At 59.2% G+C, this 17,179-nt stretch carries 18 protein-coding genes and 1 pseudogene; 6 read left to right on the top strand and 13 right to left on the bottom strand.

Annotated elements, in window-relative coordinates:
- Nucleotides 1-102: 102 nt before the first annotated feature.
- The 3 genes from WGT02_RS05250 to WGT02_RS05240 all read left to right on the top strand — a co-directional run bounded on the left by WGT02_RS05250 (nt 103) and on the right by WGT02_RS05240 (nt 2,977).
- A complete protein-coding gene (locus WGT02_RS05250; RefSeq protein WP_024312943.1) occupies nt 103-1,155 on the top strand; it encodes a type III polyketide synthase in 1,053 nt (350 codons plus the stop codon).
- The gene (locus WGT02_RS05245) at nt 1,152-1,655 is read left to right on the top strand and encodes an isoprenylcysteine carboxyl methyltransferase family protein (protein WP_024312944.1); all 504 of its coding nucleotides are present in this window, start codon (nt 1,152-1,154) and stop codon (nt 1,653-1,655) included. The genes WGT02_RS05250 and WGT02_RS05245 overlap by 4 nt, the downstream gene beginning before the upstream one ends.
- A 74-nt stretch (nt 1,656-1,729) precedes the next feature.
- A complete protein-coding gene (locus WGT02_RS05240) occupies nt 1,730-2,977 on the top strand; it encodes an FAD-binding oxidoreductase (protein ID WP_208248773.1) in 1,248 nt (415 codons plus the stop codon).
- A 176-nt stretch (nt 2,978-3,153) separates the two neighbouring features.
- Here WGT02_RS05240 and WGT02_RS05235 read toward each other — a convergent pair whose 3' ends face one another.
- The 10 genes from WGT02_RS05235 to WGT02_RS05190 form a co-directional block, all read right to left on the bottom strand.
- Complete coding sequence (locus tag WGT02_RS05235; RefSeq protein WP_208248776.1) at nt 3,154-3,696, bottom strand: gluconokinase; 543 nt, start codon at nt 3,694-3,696, stop codon at nt 3,154-3,156.
- 55 nt (nt 3,697-3,751) lie between these two features.
- On the bottom strand, nt 3,752-4,591 hold the full coding sequence (locus WGT02_RS05230) for a dipeptide ABC transporter ATP-binding protein (RefSeq protein ID WP_208248779.1): 840 nt from the start codon (nt 4,589-4,591) through the stop codon (nt 3,752-3,754).
- On the bottom strand, nt 4,588-5,424 hold the full coding sequence (locus WGT02_RS05225; protein WP_024312948.1) for an ABC transporter ATP-binding protein: 837 nt from the start codon (nt 5,422-5,424) through the stop codon (nt 4,588-4,590). The genes WGT02_RS05230 and WGT02_RS05225 overlap by 4 nt, the downstream gene beginning before the upstream one ends.
- 1 nt (nt 5,425) lies before the next feature.
- Nucleotides 5,426-6,316 (bottom strand): ABC transporter permease subunit, encoded by an 891-nt coding sequence (locus WGT02_RS05220; protein ID WP_024312949.1) that lies wholly within the window; start codon nt 6,314-6,316, stop codon nt 5,426-5,428.
- A 9-nt stretch (nt 6,317-6,325) separates the two neighbouring features.
- Nucleotides 6,326-7,330: an ABC transporter permease subunit gene (locus WGT02_RS05215; RefSeq protein WP_037114015.1), complete on the bottom strand. Its 1,005-nt coding sequence runs from the start codon at nt 7,328-7,330 to the stop codon at nt 6,326-6,328.
- A 90-nt stretch (nt 7,331-7,420) separates the two neighbouring features.
- Nucleotides 7,421-9,016, bottom strand: a complete 1,596-nt coding sequence (locus WGT02_RS05210; RefSeq protein WP_208248780.1) for an ABC transporter substrate-binding protein — start codon at nt 9,014-9,016, stop codon at nt 7,421-7,423.
- 332 nt (nt 9,017-9,348) lie between these two features.
- Nucleotides 9,349-9,834 (bottom strand): iron-responsive transcriptional regulator RirA, encoded by a 486-nt coding sequence (rirA, locus tag WGT02_RS05205; RefSeq protein WP_024312952.1) that lies wholly within the window; start codon nt 9,832-9,834, stop codon nt 9,349-9,351.
- Nucleotides 9,835-9,923: 89 nt separating this feature from the next.
- Nucleotides 9,924-10,130: a hypothetical protein gene (locus WGT02_RS05200; protein WP_375679161.1), complete on the bottom strand. Its 207-nt coding sequence runs from the start codon at nt 10,128-10,130 to the stop codon at nt 9,924-9,926.
- Nucleotides 10,131-10,262, bottom strand: a complete 132-nt coding sequence (locus WGT02_RS05195) for a DUF898 family protein (protein WP_225039795.1) — start codon at nt 10,260-10,262, stop codon at nt 10,131-10,133.
- 172 nt (nt 10,263-10,434) lie between these two features.
- On the bottom strand, nt 10,435-11,931 hold the full coding sequence (locus WGT02_RS05190; RefSeq protein WP_037069087.1) for a CoA-acylating methylmalonate-semialdehyde dehydrogenase: 1,497 nt from the start codon (nt 11,929-11,931) through the stop codon (nt 10,435-10,437).
- Nucleotides 11,932-12,122: 191 nt separating this feature from the next.
- On the opposite strand from WGT02_RS05190, the gene WGT02_RS05185 reads away from it, so the two are divergent.
- Nucleotides 12,123-12,437, top strand: a complete 315-nt coding sequence (locus WGT02_RS05185) for a putative quinol monooxygenase (protein WP_208248782.1) — start codon at nt 12,123-12,125, stop codon at nt 12,435-12,437.
- A complete protein-coding gene (locus WGT02_RS05180) occupies nt 12,434-13,315 on the top strand; it encodes a LysR family transcriptional regulator (protein WP_208248784.1) in 882 nt (293 codons plus the stop codon). Before WGT02_RS05185 ends, WGT02_RS05180 begins: the two co-directional genes overlap by 4 nt.
- Nucleotides 13,316-13,337: 22 nt before the next feature.
- Here WGT02_RS05180 and WGT02_RS05175 read toward each other — a convergent pair whose 3' ends face one another.
- The 3 genes from WGT02_RS05175 to WGT02_RS05165 form a co-directional block, all read right to left on the bottom strand.
- Nucleotides 13,338-13,805 (bottom strand): DUF4174 domain-containing protein, encoded by a 468-nt coding sequence (locus WGT02_RS05175; RefSeq protein WP_024312956.1) that lies wholly within the window; start codon nt 13,803-13,805, stop codon nt 13,338-13,340.
- 64 nt (nt 13,806-13,869) lie between these two features.
- Nucleotides 13,870-14,334, bottom strand: coding sequence for a hypothetical protein (locus WGT02_RS05170; protein WP_024312957.1), 465 nt, complete (start codon nt 14,332-14,334; stop codon nt 13,870-13,872).
- Between the two features lie 240 nt (nt 14,335-14,574).
- Nucleotides 14,575-14,820 carry a helix-turn-helix domain-containing protein gene (locus WGT02_RS05165; protein ID WP_024312958.1) on the bottom strand — a complete coding sequence of 82 codons (246 nt, stop codon included), beginning with the start codon at nt 14,818-14,820 and terminating at the stop codon, nt 14,575-14,577.
- A 722-nt stretch (nt 14,821-15,542) separates the two neighbouring features.
- Here WGT02_RS05165 and WGT02_RS05160 point away from each other — a divergent pair.
- Nucleotides 15,543-17,143: pseudogene (locus WGT02_RS05160) on the top strand (inorganic phosphate transporter).
- The last annotated feature ends 36 nt before the right edge of the window (nt 17,144-17,179 follow it).

Below are 17,179 nucleotides of genomic sequence, written 5' to 3'. Positions count from 1 at the left end.
CGATGGCGGCTCTTCTTTTTCTCGTCGCGCGGTCCCGGCGCCACCGAATAAATGCAGGGCTGAGGTGTTAGCCGCTCACGCGCCGGCCAGAAGGAGTATTCCGTGAGCGATACCGTAAAATTACTGAGCCTTGCCGTCGCGACGCCCGAGCATGTCATTACACAAAAGGAAGCAGCGGAGACCTCCGCTCGCCTGTTCTCGTCCCGCTTCAGGGACTTTTCGCATCTCGCCAGCGTCTTTGACAATGCGGGCATCCGGAAACGCTATGCCGCCCGTCCCCTGGAATGGTTCATCGAGCCGCATGGCTGGCAGGACCGGATGGAAGCCTATGGCGAGGTGGCGCGCAGCCTGTTTTTCGAGACAACCACCAATGCACTGAAGCAGGCGGGCCTGCAGGGACGCGACGTCGACTGCATCGTCACCATCTCGTCCACCGGGATTGCGACACCGAGCCTCGATGCACAGCTCGCACAGAGGATGGGCTTTCGCTCGGACATCGAACGCGTTCCCGTGTTCGGGCTCGGCTGCGCCGCGGGCGTTTCCGGCTTCGCCATTGCCTCGCGGTTTGCCCAGGATCGGCCAGGCAAGACAGTGCTTTTCGTAACAGTCGAACTTTGCACGCTGGCGTTTCGGCTGGACGAGCTGACGCGCGCGAACATCATCGCCACGGCGCTTTTCGGCGACGGCGCCGCCGCCTGCATTCTCCGGGCGGGACCGGAGGGCAAGGCTGAGGTTGAGTCGACGGGCGAACATCTTTTCCCCGATACGCTTGGCATCATGGGCTGGAAGATCGACGACACCGGCTTCGGCGTGGTTCTTGCCCAATCGCTGCCGCCCTTTGCCGAGGCGGAACTCGGCCCGGCCGTTGACGGGATATTAGCGCGCAACGGCCTCTCGCGACGGGATATAGATCGCTTCATCTGCCATCCCGGCGGCACAAGGGTGCTTGCAGCCCTGGAAAGCGCGCTGTCGCTTGAATCGGGAACTCTGGATCACGAGCGCGCGGTACTTGCCGAATATGGCAACATGTCGTCGCCCACGATTCTCTTCGTGCTCGAGCGTGCCCTGAAGGCAGGGCTACCGGAGCGCAGCGCGATGGTCGCCATGGGGCCGGGTTTTACCGCAAGCTGTGTGACCTTGAAGAGGGTTGCATGATGTGGCCCTCCGTTGCACTCCTCGCCTTCGTGACGGCACAGCGCCTCGCGGAACTTGCCCTTGCCCGTCACAATACGCAGTTGCTTCTGAGCAGCGGTGCGAAGGAGGTCGCGCCGCAGCACTATCCTTACATGGTGGCCCTGCATAGCTGCTGGATAGCCGGATTGTGGTTGCTGGCGATGGGCCGCCCGGTCGACCCGATATGGTTTGCCATTTTCATCGTTCTACAGGCAGGCCGGCTCTGGGTCATCGGCACGCTCAAGGGGCGATGGACGACACGCATTATCGTGCTGCCGAGCGCTCCACTTGTCAGCAGCGGTCCCTACCGGTTCATGGCCCATCCGAATTATGCTGTCGTGGTAGGCGAGATCGCCGTGCTTCCTCTAGCCTTCGGGATGCCCGTCTACGCGGCGATATTCTCGGTGCTCAACGCGGCAGTGCTTTATGTCCGCATCAAAGCCGAAAACGAGGCGCTGAAAACGACAATGTTTTTGAAATGAAACGAGATTTTTCGTTTGCTTGCAGCGCGTCGGAGCGGCATTTTCATTGCTTGCAATAAGTGGACTGCCCTGCAATGACAAAGAACGCAATTGTACTTGGCGCCGGCATCGTCGGCGTATCGACGGCCATTCACATGCAGCGCCGGGGGCTGCAGGTGACGTTGATCGACCGCAAGGCGCCAGGCAATGAAACCTCGTTCGGCAACGCCGGTCTCATTCAGCGCGAAGGCGTCGTGCCATATGGCTTTCCGCAGCAGTTCGGCCTTTTGATACGCTACGCCTTCAACAACCGTATCGACGCCCACTATCACCTCACGGCGTTGCCCGGGCAGCTTGCCTTCCTCGCCCGCTACTGGTGGAATTCCAATGCCAAGCGCCACGAGATGATCTCCCGCGCCTATGCCCCGCTCATCGAGCACTCGATTTCCGAGCACAACGATCTGATCGAAGCGTCCAATGCGCAGCATCTGATCCGCAAGGATGGCTGGATGGAAATCTTCCGCACGGCCGGCCGGCGCGATGCCGAATTCGCCGAGGCCGAGCGGCTGCGGGCCGAGTTCGGGGTCATGCACGAGCAGTTGGACGCCGCCGCCGTGGCGCGGCTCGAACCCCATATCAAGGGAGATTTCCTCGGCGGCCTGCGGTGGCGTGATCCATGGTCGGTGCTCGACCCGCACGGCTTGACGATAGCCTATCGCTCCTATTTCGAGAGCCTCGGCGGCAGGTGTGTCAGCGGTGACGCCAACTCCCTTGGTCGCTCCGGCGCGAGCTGGCGGGTGGTGACCAGCGAAGGCCCGCTGGACGCGGAGGATGTGGTCCTGGCGCTCGGCCCCTGGGCCGCGGTTGCGACACGTCGGCTCGGCTACGCCTTCCCGCTCGGCGTCAAGCGCGGCTATCACATGCACTATGCCGCGGCAAACAATGCGACCCTCAACAACTGGACGCTCGATGCTGAGCGGGGTTACTTCCTTGCACCGATGAGCCGCGGTATCCGGCTGACGACTGGTGCTGAATTCGCCGCGCTGGATGCGCCGAAGACACCCGTGCAGCTCGACCGTGCCGAGAAGGTGGCACGAACGGTCTTTCCGCTCGGCGAAAGGCTTGATCCGGAGCCATGGATGGGCGCCCGCCCCTGCACGCCTGATATGTTGCCCATCATTGGAAAGGCGCCCCGACACGACGGATTATGGTTCGCATTCGGCCACGCACATCACGGGTTGACGCTCGGGCCGGTCACCGGCCGCGTCCTAGCGGAAGTGATCACCGGTGGGGCGCCGTTCATCGACATTTCTGCCTATTCGCCGCAGCGCTTCAACGCATAGCGGGCAGCCGCTATGCAGTGGCGGCATTTGCCGGCAACGTCATCGGGGTCCGCCTGCGGCCGCATTTCTTCTTCGAGAAGACAGTCCTGCTACGGACCGACGGCGAGAGCGGGATGCCGAAAGTGTGAGCGGTTTTCCGCTGAAATCCTGCTCTATCTCTTTATCTAAATCAGGATTCAGATTTTAGGCCATCGGCTTAAGATATTGAGATCGCGGAGCGCTGTCTCCGCGATCCCTCCGATCGTATCGTCGATATCGACGGTCACGACGCCGGGCTCACCGGTTGGCACTTCGAGTGTCGCGAGTTGGCTTTCCAGCAACGATGGGGGCATGAAGTGGCCCTTGCGCTCGCCCATTCGTTTCGTCAACAGCTCCTTCGAGCCCGACAGATAGACGAAAAACAGATTGCCATTCACCGCCTTGCGCAGCCGGTCGCGATAAGTGCGCTTCAACGCCGAGCAGGAAACGACAACGCCCTGTCCGCGATCAAGCGACGCTTTCATCGTTTGACCGATCAGATCGAGCCAAGGCATGCGGTCGTCGTCCGTCAGCGGAATGCCCTTCGACATCTTCTCGACATTCGATGCCGGATGAAGCTGGTCGCCCTCGACAAATTGCATGCCGAGGGCTTCCGAAATTCTCAGGCCAATGGACGATTTGCCGCAACCACTGACACCCATGACGATGATGGCGTAAGGGGTCCCATTAGTCTCTGGCATCGCTCATCTCGCTCATCACTCCGGCACCGGTGCCGCCAACGCTGGCGAACCCTGCCTACGAAGCTACCAGGGCGGCATTCTTACGGGCAATACGCGCCCTGATGGTTTCGACATCGGCGCGCGGCGTGGCCGCAAACAATGTCTTCGTGTAGCTGTGCTGCGGATCATTGAAAACCTGATCCCGCGTGCCGTATTCCACAGCCTCTCCGAAATACATCACCATGACATCGTCGGCCATATAGCGGACGACCGACAGGTCGTGGCTGATGAAGACATAGGTGAGGTTCAGTTCGTCCTGCAGGTCTGCGAGCAGATTGAGCACCTGTGCCTGGACCGAGAGATCAAGCGCGGACACCGGCTCGTCGAGAACCAGGAGCCTCGGCTTCAACATCAGAGCGCGGGCGATCGCGATGCGCTGACGCTGGCCGCCGGAGAACATATGCGGATAGCGGTTGAAATGGATCTCCTGGAGGCCGACCTTCTTGAGCATCGCCATCGCCAATTCGCGCCGCTCAGCGGCGGGCGTATCGGTGTTGATGATCAGCGGCTCCATCAGGATGTCGCCGATCTTCTTGCGCGGGTTGAGCGAACCGTATGGGTTCTGGAAGACGATCTGGACCTTGCGGCGAATTTCCGGTGTCATATCGCCCGCAGCGATATCGACCTTCGTTCCATCGATGAACAGGTCTCCGCCACTCGCCGGATCGATCATCGTGACGATGCGGGCAAGGGTAGACTTGCCGCAACCGCTTTCGCCGACGATCGCCAGCGTCTTGCCCTGCTCCACCTTGAAGCTGACGCCCTTGACGGCATGTACGGTTCTCTCCTTCTTGAAGAGGCCGCCCGGCAGATAATAGTTGCGGACAATGTTCTTTGCTTCGAGGACTGGCGTCATTGGGCCGCTCCCTTGAAAATCTCGCCGATGGTCGGCAGCCGGTCGCCGGTGGCATTCTCCGGCAGGGCGGCAAGCAGTGCCCGGGTATAATCGCTCTTGGGGGACTCGAAGAGCGACAGAACGTCGGCCTCTTCCATCTTGCGGCCCTTGTATTGAACGATCACCCGATCGGCCGTCTCGGCGACGACGCCCATATTGTGCGTAATCATGATGAGGCCCATCCGATGCTCCGTCTGCAGCCGCATCAGGAGATCGAGGATCTGCTTCTGAATGGTCACGTCGAGCGCAGTCGTCGGTTCGTCGGCGATCAGAAGCTTGGGATTGCAGGCGATCGCAATGGCGATCATGACGCGCTGGCACTGGCCACCCGACATCTGATGCGGGTAATGGCCGAGCCGCTCGGCAGGGTTGGGAATGCCAACGGCCTCGAACAGCTCGATCGCGCGCTTGCGCCGCGCAGCCTTGTCGAGACCCAGATGGATTCGCAGAACCTCTTCGATCTGAAAGCCGACCGTGAAGCAGGGATTGAGGCTGGCGATCGGCTCCTGGAAGATCATCGACATATCCTTGCCGATGATCTTGCGTCGTTCGCTTGCCGACATGCCAAGCAGATTACGGCCGTCGAAGACCATCTTGTCGGCCGTCACCTTTGCCGTCCACGGCAGAAGCCCCATCGCTGCGAGCATCGAGACCGACTTACCGGAGCCAGACTCCCCAACGATTGCAAGAACTTCACCAGCATCTACCTTCAGCGACACACCATCAACGGCGCGAAACGGACCCGTAGACGTCTGGAATTCGACGGCGAGATTTTCAATTTCAAGAAGTGCCATCTCAGGACCTCTTCAGTTTGGGATCAAGCGCATCGCGCAGACCGTCGCCCATCAGGTTGATGGCGAGAACGGTGATGAGGATGCAGAGACCCGGGAAAGTAACGAGCCATGGCGAGCTTTGGAAGAATTCACGCGCGTCGGCAAGCATTGTGCCCCACTCTGATGTCGGGGGCTGGGCACCCATGCCGAGGAAGCCGAGAGCCGCGGCATCCAGGATCGCGGCAGAGAATGCGAGCGTCGCCTGGACGATCAGCGGCGCCAAGCAATTCGGCAGAATGGTCTTGAACATGAGACGGAACGTACCGGCGCCCGCCACGCGTGATGCTACGACATATTCCTTCTCGCGCTCGCTGATCACAGCAGCGCGCGTCAGGCGCACGAAATGCGGCTGATTGACGATCGAGATGGCGATCATGGCGTTCAGCAGGCCGGGACCCAGGACGGCGACCAGCACGAGGGCCAGCAGCAACGACGGGAAGGCCAGGATGATATCCATGACGCGCATGATAAAGGTGTCGACGCGACCGCGGAAATAGCCGGCAACGAGGCCGAGCAGGACGCCGGCGACAGCAGACAGCGATGCGACGACGAGGCCGATGAACAGCGAGAAGCGCGTGCCATAAATCAGACGCGAAAGCATATCGCGACCGACGGCATCCGTTCCGAGCAGGAACATCGAATTGCCCTTTTCCGACCACACCGGCGGCACGCGCTGCATGCCGTCGAAAGGAACGTTCGGATCATGCGGGGCAATCAACGGCGCGAAGATCGCCATAAAAAGGACCAGCAGAAAGATGCCGAGGCCGATGACGGCGCCCTTGTTGCGAGAGAAGTAGTACCAGAACTCAGAGAGCCCCGACGGTTGGGTCGACTTGGTGGTTATCACACTCATAAGCCGCTCCTAGTGACGAATACGTGGGTTGATGAGACCGTACATGAGGTCGACGATCAGATTGACGATCATGATGATGCCGGCGATCAGCAGCAGCCCGCCTTGAACGACGGTGTAGTCGCGCTTGAAGACGGCATCGACCATCCATTTGCCAATACCCGGCCAGGAGAAGATCGTTTCCGTCAGGATTGCGCCGCCGAGCAGGACGCCGACCTGCAGACCGATCGAAGTCACAACCGGTATCATGGCGTTGCGCAGCGCATGCAGGCCGACGACGCGTATCGGTGCGAGGCCCTTGGAGCGTGCGGTGCGAACATAGTCTTCTCCCAGCACTTCAAGCATGGCCGAGCGTGTCTGCCGCGCGATGACGGCAAGCGGGATGGTTCCGAGAACGATCGTCGGCAGGATCAACGAAACGAACGCGGACTTGAATGCGCCGGCCTGGCCGGACAGCAGGCTGTCGATCAGCATGAAGCCGGTGACCGGCTTGAAGAAATACATCAGCGAGATGCGGCCAGACACAGGGGTCCAGTGCAGCGTATTCGAGAAGAGAACGATGAGCAGCAGCCCCCACCAGAAGATCGGCATCGAATAGCCGACAAGGGCCACGCCCATCACACCCTGGTCGAACCATGTTCCCCGCTTGACGGCTGCGAAGATGCCAGCGGGGATGCCAAGCACGATGGCAAACAGGATGGCGCAGAGCGAGAGCTCGAGCGTCGCCGGAAACAGCGAACCGAACTCCTGCAGAACCGGGCGCTTGGTGACGATCGACGAACCGAGATCACCCTGCACCACATTGCCGAGGTAATCCAGGTATTGCACGTAGACCGGACGATCGAGGCCGAGATCATGCATGACCTGGGCATGACGTTCCGGCGCCATCACACGTTCGCCCGACATCAGCATGACCGGATCGCCGGGCAGCAGACGGATGAACGAGAAGGCGATGAGCGAAACGCCGATGAAGGTTGGGATCAGGATCGCGAGGCGTCCGATGAGAAATCGCAACATTGGCAAGTGTCCATAGTGTTCCGGCGGTCAGGTATCAAACCTGACCGCCGGCCAAGCCCGGGATTGCCGGGCATCTTTGCATAATTTTGATTACTCGGCGATATCAACGCCGTCGAAGCGGTGAACACCAACCGGATCCTGCACGTAGCCGGAAACCTTGGCGCTCATCGGTACGAATTCCGTGGAGTGATCGATCGTCGCCCACGGAGCTTCCTTCTTGAAGACGACCTGAGCTTGTTCGTAGAGCTTGGTGCGCTCAGCGACGTCAGCGGTTTTCTTGGCCTTCTTCACGAGGTCGTCGAATTCCTTGTTGCACCACTGCGCGCGGTTGTTTCCGCCGACGGCTTCGCAGCCGAGCAGGGTATCAAGGAAGTTGTCCGGGTCGCCGTTGTCACCCGTCCAGCCGAGGATCGCAGCACCGTCGCGGGCCTTGTCCTTGGAGAGCTTCAGGTATTCAGCCCATTCGTGGGTAACGATGTCGACCTTGACGCCGACCTTGGCGAGGTCAGCCTGCATCAGTTCAGCGGCGCGACGTGCGTTCAGCATGTACGGACGCGAAACCGGCATTGCCCAGATCTTCATGCTGAGATCCTTGACGCCAGCCTTTTCGAGCAGGGCCTTGGCCTCGGTCGGGTTGTAGGCGTCGTCCTTGATGGCGTCGTTATACGACCACATCGTCGGCGGGATCGGGTTCTTGGCAACCTGGCCGGCGCCCTGGAAGACGGCCTCGACGATCGCCTGCTTGTTGATCGCCATGTTCAGCGCCTTGCGCACTTCGGCCTTGTCGAACGGAGCCTGAAGCGTGTTGTAGGCGAGGTAGGAGACGTTCAGGCCCGGCTGTTCCAGAACCTTCAGGCTCGAGTCGGTCTGCAGATCCTTGATGTCAGCCGCGTTCGGGTACGGCATGATGTGGCATTCGCCGGCCTTCAGCTTCTGGGCACGGACGGAAGCGTCCGGGGTGATCGCGAAAACGAGATCGTCGATCTTTTCCTTGCCCTTGAAGTAGGTTTCGTTGGCCTTGTAGCGGATGACGGCATCCGGTTGGTAGGCGACGAAGGTGTACGGACCGGTGCCGAGCGGCATCTGGTTCATCTGCTCCATCTTGCCGTCAGCCTGCAGCTTGTCGGCATATTCCTTCGACAGAACGGAGGCGAAGTCCATTGCGAGGTCAGCGAGGAACGGTGCTTCCGGATGGTTCAGCGTGAACTTGACGGTCAGGTCGTCGACCTTCTCGACCGACTTGATGAGGTCGGGGAAGCCCATGCCTGCCGCATATTCGTAGGAAACGCCAGCGACATACTTCGCCCACGGGCTATCAGCCTTCAACTGGCGCTCGAATGAGAAGACGATGTCATCAGCGTTCAGATCGCGGCTTGGCGTGAAGAACTCGGTCGTCTGGAACTTGGCGCCCGGACGGAGCTTGAAGGTGTAGACCATGCCGTCGTCGGAAACCGTCCAGCTTTCGGCCAGGCCCGGCTCGATTTCGGTCTTGCCGTGCTGGAACTCGACGAGACGGCTGTAGACCGTGCGCGAGGAAGCGTCGAAAGTGGTGCCTGCAGTGTAAATGCCGGGATCGAAGCCTTCCGGCGAGCCCTCGGAGCAGTAAACGAGCGTTTTGGACCAGGCTGCGGATGCCATGGCCGAAGCCAGGACCGTCGCGGCCAACAAGACAGACATCTTTTTCATGATATCGTTTCCCAGGTTTGTTCTTTTCTTTGAGATCCCGGAAACCCTCCGGAATGACGGCAGATGGAACGACATTTATTTGCTGAAATCAACGACCGAAGTGGAAAATTTTTCCAGATGGACAACTTTAGTAATTTTCCGCCAAAAATGGGCCGCATTTAGAAATAAACGGACTGGATAAACTCGATTCCTGTCGCATTTGGTATAATTTCGCGTCGGCAAGAGCATTGCTGCACACGCCACGCGCGAATTTTTAGCCCAAACTCCCCTAAAACAGAACAACCGCGGCACGAAACTCTGCCACGGTCGCATCAAAAATTCGTCATCGCGGGTTAGGCCGCCGGAGCGGCAATCGTCGGCTTGCGACGAGGTTCACGATCGCCCGTCAGGCCCAGCAGGAAGTTGATCTGCGGCCGCGCCTTGACGAGATCGTCGATCGAATATTGCGCCAGCACGTCGAAAAAGGCGTTGAGCGCCTTGCGCAAGGCGGAGTTCAAGCCGCAGCTGTCGACAAGCGGGCATTCGACCATGCCGTCGTCCTCGAAGCACTCCGCCATCGCAAAGCTATCTTCCGTGACGCGAACCACGTCGAAGAGGCTAATGTCCTTCGCCGGTTTGCCGAGCCGCACACCGCCGTTGCGGCCGCGAACCGTCTCGACCAGGCCGGCCTTGTTGAGAGGCTGCAAGATCTTGAACAGAAAGAGTTCAGAAACGCCATATGCCCTGGCAATCTCCGGAATCCGGCTCAGCTGCCCATCATTGGCAGCGCAATACATCAACATGCGAACCGCATAGTTGGTCTGCTTGGTCAAACGCATGCCGATCTCCAGAATCGTCAGTTGCAAGTGGTCTATATAGTGGCTTTGGTAGTTTTGAACAATTCCAAAATATGAAATTCATATTCACCTTATGTGAGACGGATTGCCGCGACGGTTATTTCAGTCCGAACCGCCCGATACTTCAGGATGGCGTCCTTGCGGTCCGGCGTTCCAGGATGGGTGGATAGCATGCTTGTTCTGGAATGATCCGCGAGCTTCTCTTCGAGCGCGCCGAAGAAGCGAACGAGCGCAACCGGGTCCATTCCTACGTTGCGCATGAGATCGACTGATCGCACTCAGCACGCTCGACAAGACCGCTCTCTCGCGATTGTCAGAAGTACGTTGACGATCCAGATGCCGAAATATTTAGACGCGCTGCCGGTGAATTTCGCGCGTACAAACGGGTTTGCTGGGGCTTCCGCCAGCATTTGATTCGTAAAGAGCATGTGTTTTCCCTACCCCTCGGCCAGTCGTACTGACGGCTCGAGGTCGGACCTAGCTATTCGGTCGCGGATTGAGAAGCGCGCACGCTCGAATTCAGCAACTTAAAAGAGCAAATTGGGGGCCTAAGCCCCCCAATTCAATTACATCGTTGTTCGCTTACTTCATCGTCGGCATGACGAATTCGGCGCCGTCCTTGATACCCGAGGGCCAGCGGGCGGTGATCGTCTTCGTCTTGGTCCAGAACTTGATCGAGTCCGAACCGTGCTGGTTGAGGTCGCCGAAGCTCGATGCCTTCCAACCGCCGAAGGAATGGTAGGCAAGCGGAACCGGGATCGGAACGTTGATGCCGATCATGCCGATATTGATGCGCGAGGCGAAGTCACGGGCGGCATCGCCATCACGGGTGTAGATCGCGACACCATTGCCATATTCGTGCTTCATCGGCAGATCCAGGGCTTCCTCGTAGTTCTTGGCGCGAACGACGGAGAGGACCGGCCCGAAGATCTCGGTCTTGTAGATATCCATGTCAGGCGTGACATGGTCGAACAGCGTGCCACCGACGAAATAGCCGTCCTCGTAGCCCTGCAGCTTGAAGCCGCGGCCATCGACGACGAGCTTTGCACCCTGCTCCACGCCACGGTCGATAAGCCCGTTGACACGGGTATAGGCTTCCTTGGTGACGAGCGGACCCATGTCGGCCTTCTCGTCGGTGTAAGGACCGATGCGGAGCGACTCGATCTTCGGCGCCAGCTTCTCCACCAGGCGATTGGCGGTATCCTCACCGACCGGGACGGCGACCGAGATCGCCATGCAGCGCTCGCCGGCAGAGCCGTAGCCTGCGCCCATCAGAGCGTTGACGGCCTGGTCCATGTCGGCGTCGGGCATGATGATCATGTGGTTCTTCGCGCCGCCGAAGCACTGTGCGCGCTTGCCGTTCATGGCAGCCGTTCCATAGACGTAGCGGGCAATCGGCGTGGAACCGACGAAGGAGACCGCGCCGATATCCGGATCCGTCAGGATGGCGTCAACCGCAGCCTTATCGCCGTTGACCACGTTCAGGATGCCTGCCGGGAGGCCAGCCTCAATCATCAGTTCTGCAAGACGCAGCGGTACGGACGGATCGCGCTCGGACGGCTTCAGGATGAAAGCGTTGCCGCAGGCAATTGCCGGCGCAAACATCCACATCGGGATCATGGCCGGGAAGTTGAACGGGGTGATGCCCGCACCGATACCGACCGCCTGACGCATCGAATACATGTCGATAGCAGGACCGGCGCCTTCCGTGAATTCACCCTTCTGCAGATGCGGAATACCGCAGACGAATTCGCAGACTTCAAGACCACGGACGATGTCGCCCTTGGAATCTTCGACAGTCTTGCCGTGCTCGGTGGACAGAAGTGTCGCGAGTTCATCCATGTGCTTGTTCAGCAGCTCGACGAACTTGAAGAAGACGCGGGCGCGGCGCTGCGGGTTCGTGGCTGCCCACTTCGGCTGAGCGGCCTTGGCGTTCTCGACGGCGGCGCGCAAATCCTCGACGCTTGCCAGCGCCACAGTCGCCTGAACTTCGCCGGTTGCCGGATTAAAGATGTTGCTGGTGCGGCCGCTGGTGCCAGCGACATGCTTACCGCCGATGAAATGACCAATCTCACGCATAGGATGCTCCTCCTGTTTTTTTGGATGACCAACAATCGCACTTCAATTTGCACAAATCAATAAGCTAAGATAAGCAACCGTTGTGCATGAATTGAAGCTCAGCCGAGAGCCGATGCTTCTCCCAAGTTCTATTCCGAGGCTTGGCCCGGCACGCAGCGGGCAAACCGAACTCAAGAGGAGGCAGTACTTCAATGAGCGGCAAACTTGTCGTCAGAATGGCGGAGCTCGAGATCGATCCGGACCAGCTTGAAGCCTATCGCGCTCTATTGGCTGAGGAGATCGAGGCATCTGTCACATTGGAGGACGGCGTCCTTTCCCTGCATGTGGTCTCCATCAAGGATAGTCCGCACAAAATCCGCATCCTTGAGGTCTATGCCAGCTCGAAGGCGTACGAGGTGCATCTGAGGACGCCGCATTTCCTCAAATATAAGAGCGGAACTGCTGGGATGGTGACGTCGCTGACATTGGTCGATGTCGAACCCGTCATGATGCGAGCAAAGCCATGAACTGGGACGACGTCCGCATCTTCCTCGCGGTTGCTCGTACTGGGCAAATCCTTGCCGCGTCAAAAAGGTTGGGGCTCAACCACGCCACGCTCTCACGGCGGCTCACCTCGTTGGAAGAGGCGCTGAAGAGCCGCCTTTTCGTCCGCCGCACAAACGGCTGCGAGCTGACGGCCGAGGGCGAAGTTTTCCTCGCATCTGCGGAGCGGATGGAAACCGAAATGCTGTCCGTGCAGGCCAATCTCGGCCGCACCGATACGGCGATCGCGGGGACGGTGCGTGTCGGCGCGCCTGACGGTTTCGGCGTTTCCTTTCTCGCGCCCCGCATGGGCCGCCTGATCGAACGCCATCCGGAACTGAAGATCCAGCTCGTGCCGGTACCGCGGTCCTTCTCGCTGTCGCAGCGTGAGGCGGATATCGCCATCACGCTGGAGCGGCCCGAACAGGGCCGCCTCGTCTCGGCCAAGCTTACCGACTACACGCTCGGTCTCTACGCCTCGCAACGCTATGCCGAGCTCAACGGCCTGCCTGCTGACGCAGAGGGCCTGAAGCAGCACCGGCGGATCGGCTATGTCGAGGATCTGATCTTTTCCCAATCGCTGAACTTCACCGGCGAGGTGATGCGCAACTGGAACGCGGCCTTCGAGATTTCCTCGGCGACCGGGCAGACTGAAGCTGTACTTTCGGGCGCCGGGATCGGGATCCTGCACGATTATATTGCCCGGCAGCATCCCCAACTGGTGCGCATCCTGCCGGATATTTCGATCCGGCGGGCATACTGGACGACGTTTCACGAAAGTGCGCGTGAACTCGTGCGGGTACGCACCGTTTCCGATTTCCTGCAGGAACTCGTCGCCGCCGAGCGCCACATATTCCTGTGATGTAGGCTCAGCAGCACAAGGATCAGCCGCGCTTCTCAGGCTCTTCGCTCGTCTGCTGCTTCTCTGCGGCAACTTCTGCTGCGCGCACTGGCATGCCATCGATGATGGCGAACAGTTCGCCGCTGGTGATCGGTTCGCTGACCTTGAGCTTCACCGTCCCGTCCTTGCCCACGAGAAAGGCCGCGAACTCTCCGACAGTGGGATCGCCCACCTCGCCTGCAATCGCCGCAGCATCGAGATTTTCGCCGGCTCCGAAGAGGACCCTCACACTGCCGCCGGTAATCTTGAGAATGACGATATCGCGTTCCTGCAAGGCATCGCGATTGGCGAGAAGCTGATTTTCCTGGCGCGCGGCTCGCGCGTTTTTCTTGTCGGCAAAGACGACTAGGACGCGGTTGCGCCACTGGAATTGCTCGAGGCTTGCTATGGCGGAATAAGCGCTATTGTCTTCGTCCACCTTGGTCGCACCATATAGAAGCGCTTTAGACATGTATATTTCTCCTATCGACGAAACGTCTAGGGAGCGGGAGCGGTTCCATCCGCAGGCATGCAGCTCAGTTGCGCCAGGACTTCCGCAATTGCCAAAAGGCGCCGAAGAGCACCAGCAGCAAGGGAATGCTGCCGTAGGACAAGGAGACTTGCGCCAATTGATCGAGCCTTTGCGAAGGTTCATCAACTGGCGCCACGTCCTGCATAAGGCTTGAGCCGAGAGCATATGCGCCGCGCGAGACAGCCACCAGCGCAATGATCAATCCGGCCATGTCGATGAAGCGAGCGTGTGCCCGCATGCCATCGATGACAACGGTCGCAAGACCGCAGAGAAATGCCACCGGCAAGAGATAAGCCGCCCCGCCGAGCAGCTGAAAATCCCCGAGAACCATCTCGTCCGACTCGCTCGTGAAGCTGACCTTCAGGATCGGCAGCAAAACCGCGAGAATGGAAAGGACGGCAAGCGCGCTGCGCTTGATAAATTCGTTCAAATCAATCCGCGTGGCGCCAATGCGACGAACCCGGCTCATTCTATCTCCCCGATACAGGAATCCGCCGCAGCGCACAGGCGCTCGGCTCTTCGAGGGACATTTGCTATGAAGTTGCTAACGCACCGCACAATCAGCGACGGTAAAACTACCCTTTGCGGGCAAAAGCATTCAGCCTGTTCGGAGGGGATAGTTAAAAAGAAATGAAGGAGGTCGTTTCAGGCAGTTTGAAGGGAAGGCAAGGCCAGGCGGGCAAATGCCTGCCCGGCCCTGAGGTCATGATCACATCGGAACCAACGATGAGAGCGGCACCTGCAAAGCAGCGGCGATCCGCTTGAGCTTGGCGGGATCAGCATCCTCGCCACCCTCGATTTCCTCAATCTCATTGACGACCAGGCCGCAGGTCACTGCGAGGTCATCGACGCTATAGCCGACCGCCTCACGAGCGGCACGTACAGCAGCGGCTACATTCATGGCCGAAACGGCGGTAGCCTTGGATGCATCCAGATTGCTGAGCGAAATGGACATTTAAGTCTCCTTCTGAAATCACTCTGAATTAGCCCCCGGCGGGAAAATGGCACTCTCGATCACGAATTGCAATGCAGTATGGTTAATCCGTGATCGACGAGAGCCCGGCGACAGGAGCGCGGTTAAGTTCGCAAAACTTCGTTGTCCTTTGTAAGCAAAGCACATTTGCCTGACCGCCTCGTCCTGCGCGTAGAGGCAGCCATGTGTCCAAATAACGTCTCGCACGCGGCGATTTGTCACCTATTTTTAGGCGTCCGCATGGGCTTGAGGACGAATCATTGCGATCGAAATTGGGCAAATGAGACCACAAGGTTCGGGCGATGAGGCCTCCGTCAAAGCGCATCGGCGAAAGCCGAAGCATCGCCGGATTTGCTTCGAAAGCGCGAGGCATTTCCCGAAGCAAGTCTGGCAGCAGCGGATATAGGTCGGATCCAACGATACCGCCAGGCCAGAGGATCATGCGAGCGCGCGGCGCGAAGATCACCCGCCCCGGCGGACCGATTTATTAGCAAAGAATGAACAAAGCGCGGCAAGAACGTGGCCGAACCGCGTCCAGTTAGCGATATCGCAATTTATCTATGTCTGATCCATTGACGAACGCACGTATAAAGCGAGCAATTCTTCAAACTCAATGCACGAGCCACGCACCCAATGTCACAGGAGGTTCATTCTAAGGGAATAGACCCGACTAAGGACCAGGCGAGATGGGAGCGAGCCGGAAGATGACAATAGTTCAGGGTGAAGAACATCGTCATGATCGTCCCAGCCATCCACTTGAGGGGACAAGCTCAGGACGATGGTTCGTCCCCGTATTCTTGATCCTGCTTCTCGTAGGACTTGGCTATGTTGCCTATGCTCTCGGCCGGGACCTAACGAGCGCAGTTGCCGTTCCCTGGATCCTGCTCGGGATAGCGCTGTTAATTGCCCTTGGCTTCGAATTTGTAAACGGCTTCCATGACACCGCCAACGCGGTTGCCACCGTCATCTATACCCGCTCGATGCCGGCGGAACTGGCCGTCGTCTGGTCGGGCGTCTTCAATTTCCTCGGCGTCCTGATGTCGAGCGGCGCCGTCGCCTTTGGCATCCTGGCGCTTCTGCCGGTGGAATTGATCCTGCAGGTCGGCTCGGGATCGGGCCTTGCCGTGGTCTTTGCGCTGCTTCTGGCAGCGATCGTCTGGAATCTCGGCACCTGGTATCTCGGCCTTCCCTCATCGAGCTCGCATACACTCGTCGGCTCGATCATCGGTGTCGGGCTCGCAAACAGTTCCTCGCGCCTACCGGCAGCGCCACGAGTGGCGTCGACTGGTCGCAGGCCACGAATATCGGCCTTTCCCTGCTGATTTCTCCGCTCATCGGCTTCGGTATGGCGGCGCTGTTGTTGTTGGTCATGAAGTTCGTGATCCGCAACAAGGCCCTTTACGAGGAGCCCAGAGGCAATAACCCGCCGCCACTGTGGATCCGCGCCCTTCTCATCTTCACATGCACTGGCGTCAGCTTTGCGCATGGCTCCAACGACGGTCAGAAAGGAATGGGGCTGATCATGCTGATCCTGATCGGTCTCGTTCCGACGGCCTTCGCCCTGAACCGCACGCCTGATGTCAACTATCTCGAGGCTTACAAGTCTGCTTCCGTGCAGGTCGAGACGGCCCTTGGCAAGTACATCAGACCCGGCGTGCAGGTCCCCGACTACCGAGCCGAAGTGAGCAATGCCGTCAAGAACAAGACCTGGACGGATGAAACCACCCCTGCGTTGCAAGAGTTCATACATGCCACCAGCGCCGAGGTTGCTGCCTTCCCGAGCCTCGAGGCGGTTCCGACCAGCCTTGTCAGTAACGTCCGCAACGACATCTATCTCATCGGCGAAGCGCCGAAACTCATTGACAAGAAAAAGCTTCTTCCCATGGATGTCGCAGATTTGCAGGCAGTGACGAACTATCACAAGGCCGTCGACAACGCGACGAAGTTCATTCCGCTTTGGGTCAAGATCGCGGTTGCCCTGGCGCTCGCGCTCGGCACGATGGTCGGCTGGAAGCGGATCGTCGTCACCGTTGGCGAGAAGATCGGCAAGACGCATCTCACTTATGACCAGGGTGCCGCGGCTGAGGTCGTGGCGATGGCGACGATCGGCGCGGCAGACCCTCTGGGCCTGCCGGTGTCCACGACCCATGTACTCTCATCAGGCGTTGCCGGCACGATGGCCGCGAACGGCTCGGGGCTTCAGTGGTCGACGGTGAGGAACATGCTGATGGCCTGGATTCTGACGCTGCCAGCCTCGATCCTGATCGCCTTTCTTCTATTTGTCGTCTTGCGCCAGTTGTTCTGACGCCGGCTAGGTACCTGTATTTCAAATCTTGCCACG

The sequence above is a fragment of the Rhizobium sp. T1470 genome (assembly GCF_042140505.1).
GTDB classification, from domain to species: domain Bacteria; phylum Pseudomonadota; class Alphaproteobacteria; order Rhizobiales; family Rhizobiaceae; genus Rhizobium; species Rhizobium favelukesii.
Note: the sequence above shows the minus strand (reverse complement) of the source record. Positions and strands in the feature narration are given on the sequence as shown.